Raw genomic sequence first — 19,677 nt, forward strand, 5'->3', positions numbered from 1 at the left:
AGTTATTCCTCGGCTCCGGCGTGAGCAGCATGTTCACCCATGTCCATACCTTGGCTCATGTCCATGCCTTCGTGCGCGCCAGCGCCCTTGTGCATATCCATGTCGCCCATGAATTTGGCAATTGTTTCTTTGAACAAATTCGGTTTGACAGCGGCAAAGTACTCAACCGGGTTGTTTTCACTCGGCTCTGCCAGTTTGTTAAAGTCGTCGGTGGTGTTCAGGTTTTTAGACGATGCCTTCACCTTGGCCACCCACTGATCGAAGTCGCCTTCGGTCGGGGTAACGATCGCGGTGAATTTCATACCGGAGAAGCCTGCGCCGCTGTAGCTGCTGGAGATGCCCTTGTAGGCACCGGCTTCGTTGCCGATCAGGTGCAGTTTGGTCTGCATGCCGGCCATCGCATAAATCTGTCCACCCAACTGCGGGATAAAGAACGAGTTCATTACCGAGTTCGAGGTGATCTTGAATTCGACTGGAACATCTTTCGGGAAAGCCAGCTCATTAACGGTCGCAATGCCTTGTTCCGGGTAGATGAACAGCCATTTCCAGTCGAGCGACACCACTTCGATCGTCATCGGCTTCTTGTCGGTGACAATCGGCTTGAACGGGTCGAGTTCGTGGGTGGTCTTCCAGGTAATGGTGCCAAGGATGGCGATGATAATGATAGGAATGGTCCAGACGACCGCTTCGATCTTGTTGGAGTGGGCCCAGTTCGGACTGTACTTGGCGTCTTTGTTGGAAGCGCGATACTTCCAGGCAAAGGCGAACGCCATGAAGATAACTGGCACCACCACGATCAACATCAACGCGATTGCAGTGATAATCAGTGTCCGTTGCTCAACACCAATTGCTCCTTTGGGATTCATCAAAACCATATCGCAGCCACTGAGCAATACAGTGCCTGCGATTAATGACAGCATCCCAATACTTTTATTGTATTTCTTAAGTCTCATCTAACGACCTCAATAACAAAGGCTCAATTGTCGTTTCATGTGTGCGGGCATTTTACGGGAAGGTTGCAGTACTGTAAACATGCTTAAGGGAGTGTCAGCGGCTTGTTGACACTTTCTGTTAAGGGGGTCACAGATGTAACCCTGCGTGACAATTTACCAATGACAACAACGCGTTGGCACGCTGAATCGTGACGAGCAGCCCGTATGTTAAGGAAAACTAAAGGTATGATGAATTTGGCGAAGAAATGCGCGACGGGGAAATACGCAGAAAAGGTTTATTTAATGTAAAATAATTGTGTCTTAAAGGTGAATTTAATTTTATTTCCGAGCGCCGCAGTCGGATAAAAAAATAATTTCCGCACCGATTATCTTTTTTTAGCGAAATAAATATACCCCCGGATCGCTTTTTTTTTCGGCCGGCGAAATCACCGGCCGGTCAGATTATGCCAAACGGGTGCGGCGCAGGGCCAGGTAATCCAGCGTGCTGCCCATCGCGACGCCGAGCAGGCTCAGCGCGGCGCCGACCTGCAGCAGCCGATCGGCCAACAGCGGTGCCTGCGTCCAGTCCAGCGCATTGGCGATCAGCAACAGCAACCACAGGCCCAACAGCGAACAGCCTAGCGTCAGCAAGCGCAGCGCCCAACGGTAAGATTCTGAAAACTCGGTGCGCGGCATAAAGTTGTCATGCTGCTGGGTGTGCTCCAGCGTCTGGCGGCAGATGCTGAGCAACAGCAAGCCGGGCAGGGCGGCGGCGATAGAGAACAGGTAGAACAACGGCCAGCCGTGGGCTTCGACGAACCAGCCGGCGATCGGGCCGACATAGACGCGCCCCACGGCAGACAGCGCCGACAGCAGCGCGAACTGGGTGGCGGAGAACGACCGGTTGCACAGCGTCATCAGCAGCGCGACGAAGGCCGCGGTGCCCATGCCACCGCACAGGTTTTCGAGGAAGATGGCGCTGCCCATGGTGAGCAGGCTCTTGTCGGTCACCGCCAGGATCCAATACCCGAGGTTGGAGACCGCCTGCAGGACGCCGAACAGCATCAGCGCGCGGAACAGACTGAGACGCTGCATCAGCACGCCGCCGAACAGGGCGCCGACGATGGTGGCGAACAGGCCGAGGGTTTTGTTCACCAACCCGACTTCACCGGCGTCGAACCCCACGCCGCGGATCAGGAACGTGGTGCTCAGGCTGCCGGCGAAGGCGTCGCCCATTTTATACATCACGATCAGCAGCAGGATAAGCCAGGCGTTGTTGCGGCCGAAGAAATCGCGCAGCGGCGCGACGACCGCCTGTTCCATGGTGCGCGGCGCCGGGATGCTTTCGTCCGGCTCCGGCGCCAGCAGCGTGGCGGCCACGCCGATCAGCATCAATCCGGCCATCAGCCAGTAGGTGGCTTGCCAGCCGAAATAGCGATCCGCCAGCCACAGCGCCAGGCCACCGGAAACCAGCATCGCCAGCCGGTAGCCCAGCACCGAGATCGCCGCACCCGCCCCGCGTTCTTCGGCTTTCAGCAGGTCCGTCTTGTAGGCGTCGAACACGATATCTTGCGAGGCGGAGCAGAACGCCACCAGCACCGCCAACGCCGCCAGCCACCACAGGTGCTGCGCGGGCTGCATAAAGCCCATCGCCACGATCGCTACCACCAGCAGCAGCTGGCTGATCAGCAGCCAACCGCGCCGCCGCCCGAGGAACGGCGGGGTATAGCGGTCCATGAACGGCGACCAGAGGAATTTGAAGACGTAGGCCTGGCCCACCAGCGAGAAGATGCCGATGGTTTTCAGATCGATATTTTCGACGGTCATCCAGGCTTGCAGCGTGCCGGAGGTCAATGCCAGCGGCAGACCCGACGCGAAGCCCAGCAGCAGCAGAATGGCGGAGTTACGCTGGGTGAAGATGTTCAGATAGTGTTTCGACATGAGGTCCCTGTCTGTGCCGCCCGATCCGCCGGGCGGCACAAGGCGCGGTGATTAGCGCGCGTTTTGCTTGATGAAATCGTTGACGCTGGTGTCCTGGGCCATGTCGGCGATCACGTCGCCCAGCACGGAGTTGACGGCGTCGGTGATCTTCTCGTTGGTCGCCGTGAAGGCGCCCTGCACGTTATAGGTCGAGCGGTAATTCTTCACCTGCTTGTTGCCGTTCTTCGCCTGGGCGATGATCGAGATGTCGGCTTTGGTGGTGATGTTGTAGCGCAGGTTACCTTCGGCGACGTCCGCGTACAGATTATTCACGACGATCTGCAGCGCCACCGGGCCGTCGGCGCCGATCATGTAGCCGCGAGCACCCATCTGTTTCTCCAGCACTTCCTGCAGCAGGAAACGCAGATCGCGCGATGGCGTCAGCGTGACCAGTTGGCCGTCGCGATTCACCTTGGCCAGCGCCTGATCGGTGCGCTGATCCGCGCCGTTGATGCTGACGGTGATGCCCTGCAGGGTTGGATCCTGCTGCGGCAGAACGATTTTCGGCGTGACGTTCAGGGTGTTGCTGCTGGTCGCGCAGCCAGCCAGCAGCAGGGCGGCCAGCAAAGGAAGACAAAGTTTCTTTAACATGTTTTCTGTCTCATTCTCGATGGATTTAGCAATAATCAGAGCGGGATAGCCGACAACAAATTGCCGACATCATAGCATCGCCGCCGTGCGGTGGAAGCGCGGAAGGCGCCTGAGTGACAAATTTTTACCTGCCGTTGATAAAAACACGCTTTTTTGGCCCGCTCAATCGGATAATCCCCCAAGCGACGGGGATGGCGCTCATCATTTGACCGCAGAAAAGAGAAATTTGTCCCGGCGATGGTCTAAACGGGGGAAAACCGGCTAATATTGAACTAGATGGGCACGGTCCTCTGCCGGTGTTGTAAGGAGATCCTATGATTCGCGAGCAAATAGAAGCAAAGTTAAGGGCGGCGTTTGAGCCCGCGTATCTGGAAGTCGTTGATGAAAGCTATCGTCATAACGTTCCGGCGGGTTCAGAAAGCCATTTCAAAGTGGTATTGGTCAGCGATCGCTTCGTCGGCGAACGTTTTTTGACGCGCCACCGCTCCATCTACGGCGTGTTGTCGGAGGAGCTGGCGGACGGCGTACACGCGCTGGCGCTGCACACCTATACGCTCAAGGAGTGGGAAGGGTTGCAGGATACCGTGCCGGCCTCGCCGCCGTGCCGCGGCGCCGGGACGCTGGCCTGAGGGGGAAATTTTCAGGTATCAGTGGAACTTTGCCCTTGAATTAGGGTATTACTACTGACGAATTTTGAAACGGCCTGCGGGCCGTTTCTGTTTTTGACGACGACACGGCCGATGCGCAATGTGGCCAACGTTTGGTCTGTTTTGGCGGCCTTTTGGCGATCGAATCGGCAAAAGTGTGAGTTTTAGCGCGCCTGCGCCGCCTAGCTTTCCTCGACTCGCCATGCATGCGCCGCTATAATGTCGCGTCTTATTTTTCCGGAATGGTTTCGGGACGCTTCTGTCATCAGGGAACTCGGTTCTTATTTGTAGCCGTCCTGGTTCTTGGAACGGAGTTGACCGAGCACTGTGATTTTTTTGAGGTAACAAGATGCAAGTTTCAGTAGAAACCACTCAAGGCCTTGGGCGCCGTCTCTCTATTACTGTACCGGCTGATACTATCAAGCAGGCGGTGAAGAAAGAGCTGATCAACGCAGCGAAAAGCGTGCGTATCGACGGCTTCCGCAAAGGCAAAGTGCCGATGAACATCGTGGAACAGCGTTACGGCGCTTCTGTTCGTCAGGACGTGCTGGGCGAAGCGATGCAGCGCAGCTTCGTTGACGCGATCATCAAAGAAAAGATTAATCCGGCCGGCGCACCAAACTACGTGCCGGGCGAGTACAAAGAAGGTGAAGACTTCACTTTCGCCGTTGAGTTCGAAGTGTATCCAGAAGTTGAGCTGAAAGGCCTGGAAAACATCGAAGTTGAAAAACCTGTGGTTGAAGTGAACGACGAAGACGTCGACGCGATGCTGGACACCCTGCGCAAGCAGCAGGCGACCTGGAAAGAAACCGATCGTGCAGCGGAAGCTGAAGATCGCGTGACCGTTGACTTCACCGGTTCTATCGACGGTGAAGAGTTCGAAGGCGGCAAAGCGTCCGACTTCGTACTGGCAATGGGCCAGGGCCGCATGATCCCAGGCTTCGAAGAAGGTCTGGTCGGCCACAAAGCGGGCGAAGAGTTCTCCATCGACGTGAACTTCCCGGAAGATTACCACGCGGAAAACCTGAAGGGCAAAGCGGCCAAATTCGATATCGTGCTGAAGAAAGTTGAAGAGCGCGAGCTGCCGGAACTGACCGAAGAGTTCATCAAGCGTTTCGGCGTGGCGGACGGTTCCGTTGCCGGCCTGCGCACCGAAGTTCGCAAGAACATGGAGCGCGAGCTGAAAGGCGCCGTGCGTAACCGCATCAAGTCTCAGGCGATCGACGGCCTGGTGAGCGCGAACGAAATCGACGTGCCAGCTGCCCTGATCGACGGCGAAATCGACGTACTGCGTCGTCAGGCTGCACAGCGTTTCGGTGGCAACGAGAAGCAAGCGCTGGAACTGCCACGCGAGCTGTTCGAAGAGCAAGCGAAGCGCCGCGTAGTGGTTGGCCTGCTGCTGGGCGAAGTGATCAGCACCAACGATCTGAAAGCTGACGAAGACCGCGTGAAGACGCTGATCGAAGAAATGGCTTCTGCCTACGAAGATCCGAGCGAAGTCATCGAGTTCTACAGCAAAAACAAAGAGCTGATGAACAACATGCGCAACGTGGCTCTGGAAGAGCAAGCGGTTGAAGCCCTGCTGGCAAAAGCGAAAGTGACTGAAAAAGCCACTACCTTCAGCGAGCTGATGAACCAGACTCAACAGGCGTAATGCCGGCGTGCCGGGCGCGATGAACGGCGCCCCCGGTTTCGCCTGGCGAACCGGCGCACGATGAAAAAGCCCGCAACCTGAGGTTGCGGGCTTTTCTTTTTGCCACGTTGCTGATTAATCTCAGGTTAAGCGGGGCAATATGCACTATATTTACCCTGTTGCCTGGGGAACTGGCTGGCATGATAACGGTCAGATTAACGGCATCGTTTTCGGCGCGCGGAGAAAATCGGCCCCTGGGCTTGAAATCGCGCCGGGATCCCCCAATCTGTAAAGAATAATTCTGGGGCTGTTTGCCAAAGTGCGCGGGATGAAATAACCGTCGGGTACGTGTGGCGCGGGTCGAATGCTTGAGCATAGTCATCATGGCCGTTCTCAAGTAGAATCGGCGTATTAGGGTGACACCCTGGCCGCCAAGGCAATTTCTATTAGGAGACGGTAATGTCATACAGTGGCGAACGAGATCAATTTGCACCGAACATGGCGCTGGTGCCGATGGTGGTAGAGCAGACTTCACGCGGGGAGCGTTCTTACGACATCTATTCCCGCCTGCTGAAAGAGCGCATCATTTTCCTGACCGGCCAGGTGGAAGATCACATGGCCAACCTGATCGTGGCGCAAATGCTGTTCCTCGAAGCGGAAAGCCCGGAAAAAGACATTTTCCTCTACATCAACTCGCCGGGCGGGGTGATCACCGCGGGCATGTCGATTTACGACACCATGAAGTTCATCAAGCCGGACGTCAGCACCATTTGTATGGGCCAGGCGTGCTCGATGGGCTCCTTCCTGCTGACCGCGGGTGCCAAAGGCAAACGTTTCTGCCTGCCGAACTCGCGCGTGATGATTCACCAGCCGCTGGGCGGCTACCAGGGCCAGGCGACGGACATCGAAATCCATGCGCGTGAAATCCTCAAGGTGAAAGCGCGCATGAACGAACTGATGGCCGAGCATACCGGCCAGCCGCTGGAGCAGATCGAGCGCGACACCGAGCGCGATCGCTTTATGACCGCGGAAGAAGCCGTGGAATACGGCCTGGTTGACGGCATTCTGACACACCGCAGCTAGAACCACGCGGCGCCGATGGACTATAGTAATCAGAGTGGGCAGGGGCTCGCTCTGTTGTGGCCCCTCGGCGTTCCCGATATGAGTTTGGGCGCACTGCCGCCGTGATTTTCCTGCGGGACAAGACTAAAGAAGAGGTTTGACTGATGACAGATAAGCGCAAAGACGGTTCAGGAAAGCTGCTGTACTGCTCTTTTTGCGGCAAAAGCCAGCATGAAGTGCGTAAGCTGATTGCCGGGCCGTCAGTGTATATCTGCGATGAATGTGTCGATCTGTGTAACGACATTATTCGCGAAGAGATTAAAGAAGTTGCCCCGCATCGTGAGCGCAGTGCGCTGCCGACGCCGCACGAAATTCGCCACCACCTGGATGACTACGTCATCGGCCAGGAGCAGGCGAAGAAAGTGCTGGCGGTTGCGGTGTACAACCACTACAAACGCCTGCGCAACGGCGATACCAGCAACGGTATCGAGTTGGGCAAGAGCAACATCTTGCTGATCGGCCCGACCGGCAGCGGTAAAACCCTGCTGGCGGAAACGCTGGCGCGCTTCCTGGACGTGCCGTTCACCATGGCCGACGCCACCACGCTGACCGAAGCCGGTTACGTGGGCGAGGACGTGGAAAATATTATCCAGAAGCTGTTGCAAAAATGTGACTATGACGTGCAGAAAGCGCAGCGCGGCATCGTTTATATCGATGAAATCGATAAGATTTCCCGTAAGTCCGACAACCCGTCGATCACGCGTGACGTCTCGGGTGAAGGCGTGCAGCAGGCGCTGCTGAAGCTGATTGAAGGCACCATCGCCGCGGTTCCGCCGCAGGGGGGGCGCAAGCATCCGCAACAGGAGTTCCTGCAGGTTGACACTTCCAAGATCCTGTTTATCTGCGGTGGCGCATTCGCCGGCCTGGATAAGGTGATCGGCCAGCGCGTCAACACCGGCTCGGGCATCGGCTTCGGCGCGACCGTCAAGGGCGAGTCCGAGAAGGCGACCGAAGGCGAACTGCTGCTGCAGGCCGAACCGGAAGATTTGATCAAGTTCGGTCTGATCCCAGAGTTCATCGGCCGTCTGCCGGTGGTAGCGACCCTGAGCGAGCTGAGCGAAGACGCGCTGATTCAGATCCTGAAAGAGCCGAAGAACGCCCTGACCAAGCAGTATCAGGCGCTGTTCAATCTGGAAGGCGTGGAGCTGGAGTTCCGCGACGAAGCGCTGAACGCCATCGCCAAGAAAGCCATGGCACGCAAAACCGGCGCCCGCGGCCTGCGTTCCATCGTGGAAGGCGCGCTGCTCGACACCATGTACGATCTGCCGTCGATGGACAGCGTAGACAAAGTGGTGATCGACGAGTCGGTCATCGCCGGCCAATCCAAGCCGCTGCTGATTTACGGCAAGCCGGAAGCCCAGGCATCTGGTGAATAATTAGCCAGTCAAACCAGAGCGTTATCAGCAAAATGGGGGATTTCATCCCCCATTTCTTTTTCCTGCATTCTTGCCGTTGAATGTAAGCGATTCATCCCCATATACTCATTAACCAGATTTTATGAAACGTTAGATGCTTGCGTCTCATGAGATTCCCCCTCAACCTGGCGGAAATTAAACTAAGAGAGAGCTCTATGAACCCTGAGCGTTCCGAACGCATTGAAATCCCCGTTCTGCCATTGCGCGACGTGGTGGTTTATCCGCACATGGTGATCCCGTTATTTGTTGGCCGGGAAAAATCGATTCGGTGCCTCGAAGCCGCAATGGATCACGATAAGAAGATCATGCTGGTGGCACAGAAAGAGGCCTCAACGGATGAACCTGGCATTAACGACTTGTTCTCGGTTGGCACCGTAGCGTCGATCCTGCAGATGCTGAAGCTGCCGGACGGCACGGTAAAAGTGCTGGTCGAGGGGCTGCAGCGCGCGCGCATCACTACGCTGTCCGACAGCGGTGAGCATTTCGCCGCGCAGGCGGAATACCTTGAGTCGCCGGCGATCGACGAGCGCGAGCAGGAAGTGCTGGTGCGCACTGCGATCAATCAGTTTGAAGGCTATATCAAGCTGAACAAAAAAATCCCGCCGGAGGTGCTGACTTCACTGAACAGCATCGACGACGCCGCGCGCCTGGCGGACACCATCGCCGCCCATATGCCGCTGAAACTCAGCGACAAGCAGTCGGTGCTCGAGATGTCCGACATCACCGAACGTCTGGAATACCTGATGGCGATGATGGAATCGGAGATCGACCTGCTGCAGGTCGAGAAACGTATCCGCAACCGCGTCAAGAAGCAGATGGAGAAGAGCCAGCGCGAGTACTATCTGAATGAGCAGATGAAGGCGATTCAGAAAGAACTGGGCGAGATGGACGACGCGCCGGACGAGCACGAAGCGCTGAAGCGCAAGATCGATGCGGCGAAAATGCCGAAAGAGGCGCGCGAGAAAACCGAAGCGGAACTGCAAAAGCTGAAGATGATGTCGCCGATGTCGGCGGAAGCGACTGTGGTACGCGGTTACATCGACTGGATGCTGCAGGTGCCGTGGAATGCGCGCAGCAAGGTGAAAAAAGACCTGAACAAGGCGCAGGAAGTGCTCGATACCGATCACTACGGCCTGGAGCGCGTCAAGGATCGCATCCTCGAGTACCTCGCGGTGCAGAGCCGCGTCAGCAAGATCAAGGGGCCGATCCTGTGTCTGGTGGGGCCGCCGGGCGTGGGTAAAACCTCGCTGGGGCAGTCGATCGCCAAAGCGACCGGTCGCCAGTACGTGCGCATGGCGCTGGGCGGCGTGCGTGACGAAGCGGAAATCCGCGGTCACCGTCGTACCTACATCGGTTCGATGCCGGGCAAACTGATCCAGAAGATGGCCAAGGTTGGGGTGAAGAACCCGCTGTTCCTGCTGGATGAGATCGACAAGATGTCTTCCGACATGCGTGGCGATCCGGCCTCCGCTCTGTTGGAGGTGCTGGATCCGGAACAGAACGTGGCGTTCAACGACCACTACCTGGAAGTGGATTACGATCTGTCCGACGTGATGTTCGTCGCCACCTCGAACTCGATGAACATTCCTGCGCCGCTGTTGGACCGTATGGAAGTGATCCGCCTGTCGGGTTACACCGAGGACGAGAAGCTCAACATCGCCAAGCAGCACCTGCTGCCGAAGCAGCTTGAGCGCAACGCGCTGAAAAAAGGCGAGCTGACGGTCGACGACAGCGCCATCATCGGCATCATTCGCTTCTACACCCGCGAAGCCGGGGTGCGTAGCCTGGAGCGTGAAATCTCCAAGCTGTGCCGTAAAGCGGTGAAAACGCTGCTGATGGACAAGAAGCTTAAGCATATCGAGATCAACGGCGACAACCTTAAGGATTACCTGGGCGTGCAGCGCGTCGATTACGGCCGTGCGGATACCGAAAACCGCGTGGGTGAAGTCACCGGGCTGGCGTGGACGGAAGTGGGCGGCGATCTGCTGACCATCGAAACCGCCTGCGTGCCGGGCAAAGGCAAGCTGACCTACACCGGTTCCTTGGGTGAAGTGATGCAGGAATCGATTCAGGCGGCGCTGACCGTGGTGCGCGCACGCGCGGAGAAATTGGGCATCAACGCCGATTTCTACGAGAAACGCGACATCCACGTACACGTGCCGGAAGGGGCGACGCCGAAAGACGGCCCGAGCGCCGGTATCGCGATGTGCACCGCGCTGGTCTCCTGCCTGACCGGCAACCCGGTACGCGCCGATGTGGCGATGACCGGCGAGATCACGCTGCGCGGTCAGGTGTTGCCGATCGGCGGCCTGAAAGAGAAGCTGTTGGCGGCGCATCGCGGCGGCATCAAAACCGTGCTGATCCCTTACGAGAACAAGCGCGATCTGGAAGAGATTCCGGACAATGTTATCGCCGATCTGGAGATTCATCCGGTGCAGCGAATCGATGAAGTTTTGAACATTGCGTTGCAAAACCCGGCCTTCGGCGCACTGCCGGTAGCGGCAAAATAGTGACGAATCGCAAAAACCATTGATAAAACTTATACTGGCAAGCCATTTCGGACTTGCCAGTATTTTTTTGTACCGCTAAGTTAGATCTCTGTCGGCCGGCGTTTTGCCACCCAGTCGGTGGCTTGCCAAGGTTCGATGGGATTGATATAACAGCTGCGCTGTCGCAACCGTAGGGATTTTTCGGTGCGACGATAGAATTCTAGAGGGGATGATAGAGTGAATAAGTCACAACTGATCGACAAGATTGCCGCAGGTGCTGATATTTCCAAAGCGGCAGCGGGACGTGCTTTAGACGCAGTAATCGCTTCCGTTACCGACTCTCTGAAAGCAGGGGATGACGTGGCTCTGGTAGGTTTCGGTTCCTTCACCGTGCGTGAACGTTCGGCTCGTACCGGCCGTAACCCGCAGACCGGTAAAGAGATCAAAATCGCGGCAGCCAAAGTACCGGCCTTCCGTGCAGGGAAAGCGCTGAAAGACGCTGTAAACTGATTTGGCGTCTAACCGTTTAGCGTAACAGGGTTTTGTAATAAACAATCACCTGACGCAGCGGTGCTGGTAAGGTAAGATACAAGGCGCATCGGATTGATGCGCTTTTTTTATTTTTGTCGCAGGGAACGCGCCTGCACAAGGGTTGTTAATCCACATCACAGCGGAGTGTTGTCACACTATGATGGACAATTTACGCGCGGCTGCTAATCACGTCGTGCTCAAAATCATCCTGGCCCTGATCATCCTGTCATTCGTTCTGACCGGGGTGGGTAACTACCTGATCGGCGGCTCCGGCGATTATGCTGCGAAAGTAAATGGTCAGACGATCGAACGCGCTCAGCTGGAACAGGCTTTCCAAAGCGAGCGTAGCCGCATGCAGCAGCAGCTGGGTGACCAGTTCTCTGCGCTGGCCGGCAACGAAGGCTACATGCAGCAGATGCGCCGTCAGGTGTTGTCCCAGTTGATCGACAACATGCTGCTCGACCAGTACGCCAAGAAGCTGGGCCTGGCGGTCAGCGACGATCAGATCAAGGACGCCATCCGCAAGGCGCCTTACTTCCAGACCAATGGCCAGTTCGATAACGCCAAATACCTCGATCTGATCGGCCGCATGGGCTACACCGCTGACAACTTCGCGCAGTCGATGCGCCAGCAGTTGGTCAATCAGCAGGTGATCCAGGCCTTCGGCGACTCCGGCTTCGTGCTGCCGTCCGAATCGCAAGCCATGGCAGCGTTGGTGCTGCAGGAGCGCGACGTGCGCCTGGCGACCATCGATTTGAAAGCGCTGCAAACGAAACAGAGCGCCGGCGACGACGAACTGAAGGCGTATTACGATCAGAACAAGAACAGCTTCATCGCGCCTGAGCAGGTGAAGGTGAGCTATATCCCGCTGGACGCCGCGTCCATGCAGGACAAGGTGAAAGTGAGCGAAGAGGACATCAGCGCTTACTACGACCAGCACAAGAGCAGCTACGGCCAGCCGGAGCGTAAAAACTACAGCGTGATCCAGCTGAAAACCGAGGCGGAAGCCAACGCGGTGCTGGACGAGCTGAAGAAGGGCGCCGATTTCGCCACCCTGGCGAAAGAGAAATCCACCGACATCATCTCACGCCGTACCGGCGGTGAGCTGGGTTGGCTGGAGCCGGAAACCACCGCCGACGAGCTGAAGCAGGCTAACCTGACCGAGAAAGGGCAACTGTCCGGCGTGGTGAAATCTTCCGTCGGCTACCTGATCGTGCGTTTGAACGATATCGCACCTGAAAAAGTGAAGCCGCTGAGCGAAGTGCATGACGCCATCGCCAAGCAGGTGCAGCAGGAGAAAGCGGTAGACGCGTATTACGCGCTGCAGCAGAAGGTGAGCGAAGCGGCGACCAGCGACAACGAATCTCTGGCCTCGGCTGAAGAAGCGGCCGGCGTGAAAGCGGCGCAAAGCGACTGGTTCACCCGTGACAACATTCCTGCCGCGCTGAACTTCAAGCCGGTCGTGCAGGCGATCTTCGACGGCTCGCTGATCGGCGAGAACGGCGCGCCGGGCAGCAACTCCGACGTGATCACCGTAGACGGCGACCGCGCTTTCGTGGTGCGCGTGAGCGGCCACAAGCCGGAAGGCATCGAACCGTTCGACCAGGTGAAAGATCGCGTGGCTGAGCTGGTGAAGCGCAACAAGGCGCTGCAGGCAGCGAAGCTGCAGGGCGAGAAGCTGCTGGTTGAGTTGAAGCAGGGCAAGGGCGATGAGGCGATGAAAGCCGCCGGCCTGAGCTTTGGCGCAGTGCAGAAGATGGCGCGCGCGCCGGAAGACAGCCAGCTGGTGGAGAGCGTGTTCGCGCTGCCGCACCCGCAGGACGGCAAACCGGTGTACGGCATGTCGCAGGATCGCCAGGATAACGTGGTGCTGATCGCACTCGATGCGGTGAAGCCAGGCACGCTGCCGGAAGACGAAATGAAAACCTTCGTCGGCAAGATGGAAGAGGGCGCGACCGGCGTTTCCTTCGATTCGCTGCTGGCGAGCCTGCGTAAAGAAGCCAAGATCAAAATGGGCGCCGCTGAGCAACAGCCGCAGTAATCGCCGCATTTTTCTGCAACGCAGTGCAACAAACAAAGGCCGCTTTCGCGGCCTTTTCCATATCTGATATCGGCCGATTGCTGAATATCCGCCGCCGCGGCAAGGTAGCCATGCTGTCACACACAAGGAGGATACAGCATGCAACATACAGAGAAAAAATCAGCGTTATCAGGTTATCAGCATCACATTAAAGCTGCGCTGACCGCGCTGCTGTTGTGCCTGGCGGGGCCGGCCGCCGCGGTGGATAAAACCGAGGCGCCGATGCTCTCAACACCAGCGAGCAATGGCGGGCAATCGGTGATGACCAAGGCAACCGAAGAGGCGGCGGTCAGCATCAATCAGGCCACCGCCGAACAGCTGGCCGCCGCCTTGAGCGGCGTCGGTCTGAAGAAGGCGGAAGGCATCGTGCGCTACCGCGAGCAGAACGGGCCGTTCACCCAGGTTGAGCAGTTACAGGAGGTGCCGGGCATCGGGCCGGCGCTGTTTGAGAAGAACCGCACCCGGCTGAAAATGTGATCCCGGTCGCGGCTGCGTGGCAAAATGCCGCTGAGGCCGTGACTCCTCTGCTACATTTTACAGGTCTTACCAGTTTGGCGCATTGACCAAACGGGCGAGGGAGCCGCCGCGGCTCCCTTTTTCTGTAATCACCAGGCAGGAGCGATCGTTCCCTATGCAAACCTTTATCAAAGTTCGCGGTTATCACCTTGATGTTTACCAGCACGTTAACAACGCCCGCTATCTGGAGTTTCTGGAAGAGGCGCGCTGGGAATGGCTGGAGAACGAGGCCGGATTCCGCTGGATGACGGAAAACAACATCGCCTTCATCGTGGTGAACATCAATATCAATTACCGCAGCCCGGCGGTATTGGGGGATAAGCTGCGTATCGACAGCCAGATGGTGCAGCTCAACGGCAAGAGTGGGGTGCTGAGCCAAAAGGTGACGCAGGATCCGGCGGGGACGCCGGTGGCCGACGCGCTGCTGACTTTCGTGTGTGTCGATCTGAAAACGCAGCGTGCGCTGCCGATCGAAGGAGAATTGCGTGAGCACCTGGAGGTGCTCACGCCGAAGGATAATCTGCAGTAAGCTCACGGGTGGCAGTGGCTGCCACCGTCACTGCCTCAGGCCAGAGCGGCCTTCTGTTTCAACGCCGCCATCACTTCCGCTTGGTTGGCCCGGTACTGCATCAGGCCATTGGCGCGCAGGTTGCAGGCGGCACATTCGCCGCAGCCGTCACCCTTGATACCGTTGTAGCAGGTCAACGTATCCTGGCGCACGCGATCCAGCTGGTGGTAATAATCCGCCAGCGCCCAGGTCTCGGCCTTGTTCAGCCACATCAGCGGCGTTTCGAAGCGGATATCGCGGGCGATGCCCAGCGTCACCGCCTTGTTCAACGCTTTAACGAACTCGTCGCGGCAATCCGGATAGCCGGAGAAATCGGTTTCACACACGCCGGTGATCACCGCTTCCGCTTCCACCTGGTAGGCGTAGATCGCCGCCAGCGTCAGGAACAGGATGTTGCGGCCCGGCACGAAGGTGCTCGGCAGCGCATTTTTCTGATTGGGATCGTAGGCGGGAACCGGAATATTGTCGCGCGTCAGGCTGCTGACGGCCAGTTCATTGAGCAGCGTTACGTCCAGCACCTTGTGCGCCTTGGCACCGAGGGCCACCGACAGCTCCTGAGCCACTTCAATCTCGGCGCGATGGCGCTGGCCGTAATCGAACGTGACGCAGTGAACTTCATCATACTGTTGCAATGCCTGGATCAAGCAGGTCGTGGAGTCTTGTCCACCGCTGAAAACGACAACCGCGCGCTTCATAAAATCACCTTTTTGGGCTTTGGCCTCTCCCGATACACATTCGGGCGGCAGGATAAAATTGCGTTGCGGCGACAATAGTAGCAGAAAGGGCCGTCAGGCGCAGGGCGGTTCGGCTCAGGCCGGGGCATCGTCCACCGGCGGCGGCAGCCACGCTTGGCAAAAATCGAACCAGCCGTGGGCGGTCAGCGTCACGCCATGCATGCGCGGCGGCGCGCTGATCTGATACTGGTAGTGAAACAGCGGCGTGATGATGGCGGCGGCCATCAGCCGTTGATAATAGGCCTGCAGCCGCTCGAAGCGCGGTTGCTGCGCCTGGAGCTGCTGGATCTGCCGCAGCGTCTCCTGTTGCTGCTGCCAGCGGCTTTCCGTCAGGATGCCGCGCCACAGCGTATCCTGCCGCAGCCAGCTCTCCAGCGTCGCCTCCGGCGCCTCGCCGATCAGGTTGTCCGCCAGCAGCAGGTCGGCCTGGGCGATCTGCGCTTCGCTTTGCCAGCGCTTGCCGGCATAGTAGCGCACCTCCAGCTCGCAGCCGTGCTGTGCGAGCAACCGCTGCAGTGCGACCGTCACCGTTTCCAACTCGACCGGCGGCCGATACAGCAGCGTCAGCCGGGCGGGCAGAGTGACGTCCTCCTCAATCCGTTGGCTGGGAATACGCCAGCCGGGCAGCATTTCATGGCTGGGGGTGATCACGCTGTTGGGGATTGGCAGATGGCTTAGCAGGCCGGACTGCTGGATCAGCATCAGCAGCTTTTGCCCCTGGGCCTCGCTCAGCACGCCGTGGCGCAGGTTCAGCGCCAGATAACACCAGCCCAGGCTCATGCTGCGCTGCACCGGCCGGGCCTGCGCCAAATCGTCTTGCTGACCGATGGTGATGCGCACTGGATGCTGGCAACTGGTGTCGGCGCCGGCGATGTGCAGGTCGGAGGTGATCCAGTATTCGATGGTGTCCAGATACGGATGCTGCAGGTGGTAACCGGCGTGCTGTTCCAGCCGCACCAACTGCGGCTCATTCAACGTCAGCTTGAACGGGCCGGCGCCGATGGCCGGCAGCTCCGGGTGGGTCATCAGGCAAGGCAGCTCCGCCAGCCGGTGGGCCAACCAGTAGTCCGGCAGGTGCAGATCGAACTGGATGCACAGCGGATGCGGCAGGCTGATGTGCGCGACGTTGGCCAGGCTGGGTTGGCTGCGCGGGTGGCGCTGCAGTTTTTCCAGCGTTTGCAGCAGCTGTTGGCCGGTCAGCGATTCACCGTTGTGCCAGCGCAGCTGGCTGCGTAGAAAGAAGCGCCAGCGCAGGCCGTGCTCGTCAATCTGCCAGTGGTGCGCCAGATCGGGCTGCGGTTCCGGGTTACCGGTCATCAGGCGTGTCAGCCCGGCGTGCAGGGTCGATACCAGATGTTGCTCGGCGCGGCCGGTCAGCGTGAGCGGGTCGAGCGTTTCCAGCGTGCGGTAATAGGGAATGCGTAGCGTCGGGCTGCCGGCCTGCCATTGCCCGCCGAGGTGCGGGCTGAGCAGATCCTGCAGGTGCTGCGGATCGAGCTGCGCCATCTCCAGCGCCCCCTGATGGTTGCCCTGTTGCAGCAGCTGTTGCAGCAGCTGCGCGCGCAGTTCATCCGGGGTTTTCAGGCAGTGCAGGCGGGCGCGTTTGCCGCGTCCGGGTTGCGAATGCCAGCTCAGCCAGCCCTGATCCTGCAGCTGTTGCACCAGCGTGCGGGCGTGCCGTTCGCTGCAGTAGAACATCGCCGCCAGCGCGCCGATGGTCACGGCGACCGGCGCGCTGCCGAGCTGTTGGTACAGGCGTTGATATTGGCTGAGACGGTGAACCAGGCGCATGGGCAGAAATCCGGAACAGTTTTCTCAAATTGTTCACTATTACTTCCGTAAATACCATCCCATACTGCATTGATTGTAATCGCGTTCACATTCAAGAGGTCTTTATGTATCGCCTGGCAGCTTTCGATATGGACGGCACGCTGTTGATGCCGGATCACCGGGTTGGCCCGGAAACGCTGGCGGTGCTGAACCAGCTGGTGGAACGGGAGATGGTGGTGACGTTCGCCACAGGGCGGCACTACCTCGACGCGCAACCCATCATGGCGCAACTGGGGCTGCAGGGTTACCTGATCACCGGCAATGGCACGCGAGTGTATGACAACCGTGGCCAACAGCTGCACGCCACCGATTTGCCGGCGGCGGTCGCCGAAGAGGTGCTGCATCATCATTGGCACACCCGCGCCAGCATGCATGTGTTCCGCGACGAAGGTTGGCTGACCGAGTTTCCCGTGCCGGAAGAGATGCTGCGGGCGCACCACCTGAGCGGCTTTCGTTTTCAGCTGGCCGACGTACGCCGCCTGCCGGCGTTCGGCAACAGCAAAGTGTGCTTTGTCGCGCCGCACGAGGAGCTGCTGGCGTTGCAAGTGCAGCTGCGGGCGCAGCTGGGTGACGAGGCAGACCTGTGCTTTTCCGCCTACGACTGCCTGGAGGTGCTGCCGCTCGGTTGCAACAAGGGCACGGCGCTGGACCGGCTGAGCCGCCATCTGGGGTTGACGATGGCCGACTGCATGGCGTTCGGCGACGCGATGAACGACAAAGAGATGCTGGGGGCAGTGGGGCACGGCGTGGTGATGGGCAACGCCCTGCCGCAGCTGAAATCCCTGCTGCCGCAACTACCGGTTATCGGCCATTGCCAACAGCAGGCGGTGGCCCACTATTTACAACATTGGCTGCGTTCACCTTGCCTCACCTATTCCCCCGAAGAATGAGGTTCTCCTTACAGCCGGCCGGGTATGACTACCCGGCTTTTTTTTATCCGGAGCCTGACGTTATAAATCCGCCAGCTGCGCCAGATACGGCTGCAAATCGCCGATGTTATTGCTGACCCATTCCGGGTTGTAATAGGTATCCAGATAACGCTCGCCGCTGTCGCACAGCAGGGTGACGATCGACCCTTGCTCGCCGTTTTCCCGCATCTGTTTCGCCAACTGCAGCGCACCCCAGACGTTGGTGCCGGTGGAGGCGCCAACCTTGCGGCCGAGCACGCCTTCCAGCCAGTGAATGGTGGCGACGCTGGCGGCATCCGGCACCCGCAGCATGTTGTCGACCACCGACGGGATGAACGACGGCTCGGCGCGCGGGCGGCCGATGCCTTCGATACGGCTGCCGCAGCTGCCGATCAGGGTGCGATCGCCGTGGTGGAAGCAGTCATAGAACACCGAATTTTCCGGATCGACCACCGTCAATTGGGTGTCGTGCCCCTGATAGCGGATGTAGCGACCCAGCGTGGCGGAGGTGCCGCCGGTGCCGGCGCTCATCACGATGTGTTTCGGCACCGGGAAGGGTTCGCGCGCCATCTGGCGGAAGATGCTGTCGGCGATGTTGTTGTTGCCACGCCAGTCGGTGGCGCGCTCGGCGTAGGTGAACTGATCCATATAGTGGCCGTTCAGCTCTTTCGCCAGCTGTTCGGAGGCGGCGTAGATCTGGGCGGCGTGATCGACGAAGTGACAGCGGCCGCCGTAAAAGGCGATCTGCTCCACCTTGCGGCGTGCGGTGCAGGACGGCATCACTGCGATGAATGGCAGGCCGATCAGACGAGCGAAGTAGGCTTCGGACACCGCGGTGCTGCCGGAAGAGGCCTCGATGATGGTGGTGTTCTCGGTGATCCAGCCGTTGCACAGGCCGTAAAGGAACAGCGAGCGCGCCAGACGGTGTTTCAGGCTGCCGGTCGGGTGGGTGCTCTCATCCTTCAGATACAGGCAAATGCCGGGAAATGCCGGTAGGTTCAGGCGAATCAGGTGCGTATCGGCGGAGCGCTGAAAATCCGCTTCTATTTCACCGATAGCATATTTTACCCAAGAGTTTGTCATGATTTGGCCTCAGAATAGGGGGCAGGTTTATGGCGTAGCATAGCCTGTCGGCAGGAAAAAAGGATTGCTATTTTCCCTGTTTAATCGCCTAATGAGAGAAAATTTTTCTCCTGGTGGCCGCTATGTTAGATAAAACAGACCGTAAGCTGCTGTGCATGCTGCAGCAAGACTGCACCCAGTCGCTGCAGGCGCTGGCCGATGCGGTCAATTTGACCTCGACGCCGTGCTGGAAACGGCTGAAGCGCCTGGAAGACGAGGGTTATATCCGCGGCCGGGTGGCCTTGCTGGATAACGAAAAGCTCGGCCTGGGGCTGACGGCGTTCGTGCTGATCAAGACCCAGCAGCACAGCAGCGAGTGGTATCAGGCGTTTGTGCAGCTGACCAGCCAGATGCCCGAGGTGCTGGCGTTCTACCGCATGGCGGGGGAGTACGACTACCTGATGCAGGTCGAAGTGGCGGACATGAAAAGCTACGACGGTTTTTACAAGCGCCTGGTGAACGGCGTACCGGGCCTCATCGACGTCACCTCGAGCTTTGCCATGGAAAAAATCAAATACACCACCGCGCTGCCGGTGCCGGAGTGAAAAGTTCACCGGACGGGCGGCTCAACGGTGGTAT

Annotated in this window: 17 protein-coding genes; 11 read left to right on the forward strand and 6 right to left on the reverse strand. The window is 58.5% G+C overall.

The features are described 5' to 3' along the window. Positions 1 to 2: 2 nt before the first annotated feature. From cyoA to QDT79_RS09300, 3 genes are all read right to left on the reverse strand, one after another. Positions 3 to 953: a cytochrome o ubiquinol oxidase subunit II gene (gene cyoA / locus QDT79_RS09290; protein ID WP_004940365.1), complete on the reverse strand. Its 951-nt coding sequence runs from the start codon at positions 951 to 953 to the stop codon at positions 3 to 5. 441 nt (positions 954 to 1,394) lie between these two features. Next, positions 1,395 to 2,873, reverse strand: a complete 1,479-nt coding sequence (ampG, locus tag QDT79_RS09295) for a muropeptide MFS transporter AmpG (protein WP_107227182.1) — start codon at positions 2,871 to 2,873, stop codon at positions 1,395 to 1,397. 51 nt (positions 2,874 to 2,924) lie between these two features. Then, positions 2,925 to 3,503: a lipoprotein gene (locus tag QDT79_RS09300; protein ID WP_004940363.1), complete on the reverse strand. Its 579-nt coding sequence runs from the start codon at positions 3,501 to 3,503 to the stop codon at positions 2,925 to 2,927. A 314-nt stretch (positions 3,504 to 3,817) separates the two neighbouring features. On the opposite strand from QDT79_RS09300, the gene bolA reads away from it, so the two are divergent. The 9 genes from bolA to QDT79_RS09345 all read left to right on the forward strand — a co-directional run bounded on the left by bolA (position 3,818) and on the right by QDT79_RS09345 (position 14,465). Further along, on the forward strand, positions 3,818 to 4,132 hold the full coding sequence (gene bolA / locus QDT79_RS09305) for a transcriptional regulator BolA (protein WP_004940361.1): 315 nt from the start codon (positions 3,818 to 3,820) through the stop codon (positions 4,130 to 4,132). 367 nt (positions 4,133 to 4,499) lie between these two features. Next, positions 4,500 to 5,804: a trigger factor gene (gene tig, locus QDT79_RS09310; RefSeq protein WP_308316426.1), complete on the forward strand. Its 1,305-nt coding sequence runs from the start codon at positions 4,500 to 4,502 to the stop codon at positions 5,802 to 5,804. A gap of 438 nt (positions 5,805 to 6,242) precedes the next feature. Beyond that, on the forward strand, positions 6,243 to 6,866 hold the full coding sequence (gene clpP / locus QDT79_RS09315) for an ATP-dependent Clp endopeptidase proteolytic subunit ClpP (protein ID WP_016928858.1): 624 nt from the start codon (positions 6,243 to 6,245) through the stop codon (positions 6,864 to 6,866). Between the two features lie 143 nt (positions 6,867 to 7,009). Beyond that, positions 7,010 to 8,281: an ATP-dependent protease ATP-binding subunit ClpX gene (gene clpX / locus QDT79_RS09320; protein ID WP_004940354.1), complete on the forward strand. Its 1,272-nt coding sequence runs from the start codon at positions 7,010 to 7,012 to the stop codon at positions 8,279 to 8,281. A 194-nt stretch (positions 8,282 to 8,475) separates the two neighbouring features. Then, positions 8,476 to 10,830 (forward strand): endopeptidase La, encoded by a 2,355-nt coding sequence (gene lon / locus QDT79_RS09325; RefSeq protein ID WP_033647305.1) that lies wholly within the window; start codon positions 8,476 to 8,478, stop codon positions 10,828 to 10,830. 216 nt (positions 10,831 to 11,046) lie between these two features. Beyond that, a complete protein-coding gene (gene hupB, locus QDT79_RS09330) occupies positions 11,047 to 11,319 on the forward strand; it encodes a nucleoid-associated protein HU-beta (RefSeq protein WP_004940351.1) in 273 nt (90 codons plus the stop codon). A 178-nt stretch (positions 11,320 to 11,497) separates the two neighbouring features. Then, entirely contained in the window at positions 11,498 to 13,381 is a 1,884-nt protein-coding gene (gene ppiD / locus QDT79_RS09335) for a peptidylprolyl isomerase (RefSeq protein WP_130018527.1), read from the forward strand. A 138-nt stretch (positions 13,382 to 13,519) separates the two neighbouring features. Next, positions 13,520 to 13,897: a ComEA family DNA-binding protein gene (locus QDT79_RS09340; protein ID WP_063990976.1), complete on the forward strand. Its 378-nt coding sequence runs from the start codon at positions 13,520 to 13,522 to the stop codon at positions 13,895 to 13,897. A 154-nt stretch (positions 13,898 to 14,051) separates the two neighbouring features. Continuing rightward, on the forward strand, positions 14,052 to 14,465 hold the full coding sequence (locus QDT79_RS09345) for an acyl-CoA thioesterase (protein ID WP_063990977.1): 414 nt from the start codon (positions 14,052 to 14,054) through the stop codon (positions 14,463 to 14,465). A 35-nt stretch (positions 14,466 to 14,500) separates the two neighbouring features. Here the strand turns inward: QDT79_RS09345 and queC are convergent, their stop codons facing one another. Beyond that, entirely contained in the window at positions 14,501 to 15,199 is a 699-nt protein-coding gene (gene queC, locus QDT79_RS09350; protein WP_025301770.1) for a 7-cyano-7-deazaguanine synthase QueC, read from the reverse strand. A 114-nt stretch (positions 15,200 to 15,313) separates the two neighbouring features. Then, a complete protein-coding gene (locus QDT79_RS09355; protein WP_308316427.1) occupies positions 15,314 to 17,029 on the reverse strand; it encodes an SgrR family transcriptional regulator in 1,716 nt (571 codons plus the stop codon). 104 nt (positions 17,030 to 17,133) lie between these two features. Here QDT79_RS09355 and cof point away from each other — a divergent pair, with 104 nt between their 5' ends. Beyond that, the gene (cof, locus tag QDT79_RS09360; protein WP_107227185.1) at positions 17,134 to 17,958 is read left to right on the forward strand and encodes an HMP-PP phosphatase; all 825 of its coding nucleotides are present in this window, start codon (positions 17,134 to 17,136) and stop codon (positions 17,956 to 17,958) included. A 60-nt stretch (positions 17,959 to 18,018) separates the two neighbouring features. Here the strand turns inward: cof and QDT79_RS09365 are convergent, their stop codons facing one another. Continuing rightward, positions 18,019 to 19,059, reverse strand: a complete 1,041-nt coding sequence (locus tag QDT79_RS09365) for a PLP-dependent cysteine synthase family protein (protein ID WP_015376851.1) — start codon at positions 19,057 to 19,059, stop codon at positions 18,019 to 18,021. A 122-nt stretch (positions 19,060 to 19,181) separates the two neighbouring features. Here QDT79_RS09365 and QDT79_RS09370 point away from each other — a divergent pair, with 122 nt between their 5' ends. Beyond that, positions 19,182 to 19,643, forward strand: a complete 462-nt coding sequence (locus tag QDT79_RS09370; RefSeq protein ID WP_004940330.1) for an Lrp/AsnC family transcriptional regulator — start codon at positions 19,182 to 19,184, stop codon at positions 19,641 to 19,643. The last annotated feature ends 34 nt before the right edge of the window (positions 19,644 to 19,677 follow it).

The sequence above is a fragment of the Serratia marcescens genome, assembly GCF_029846115.1.
GTDB lineage: Bacteria > Pseudomonadota > Gammaproteobacteria > Enterobacterales > Enterobacteriaceae > Serratia > Serratia marcescens_L.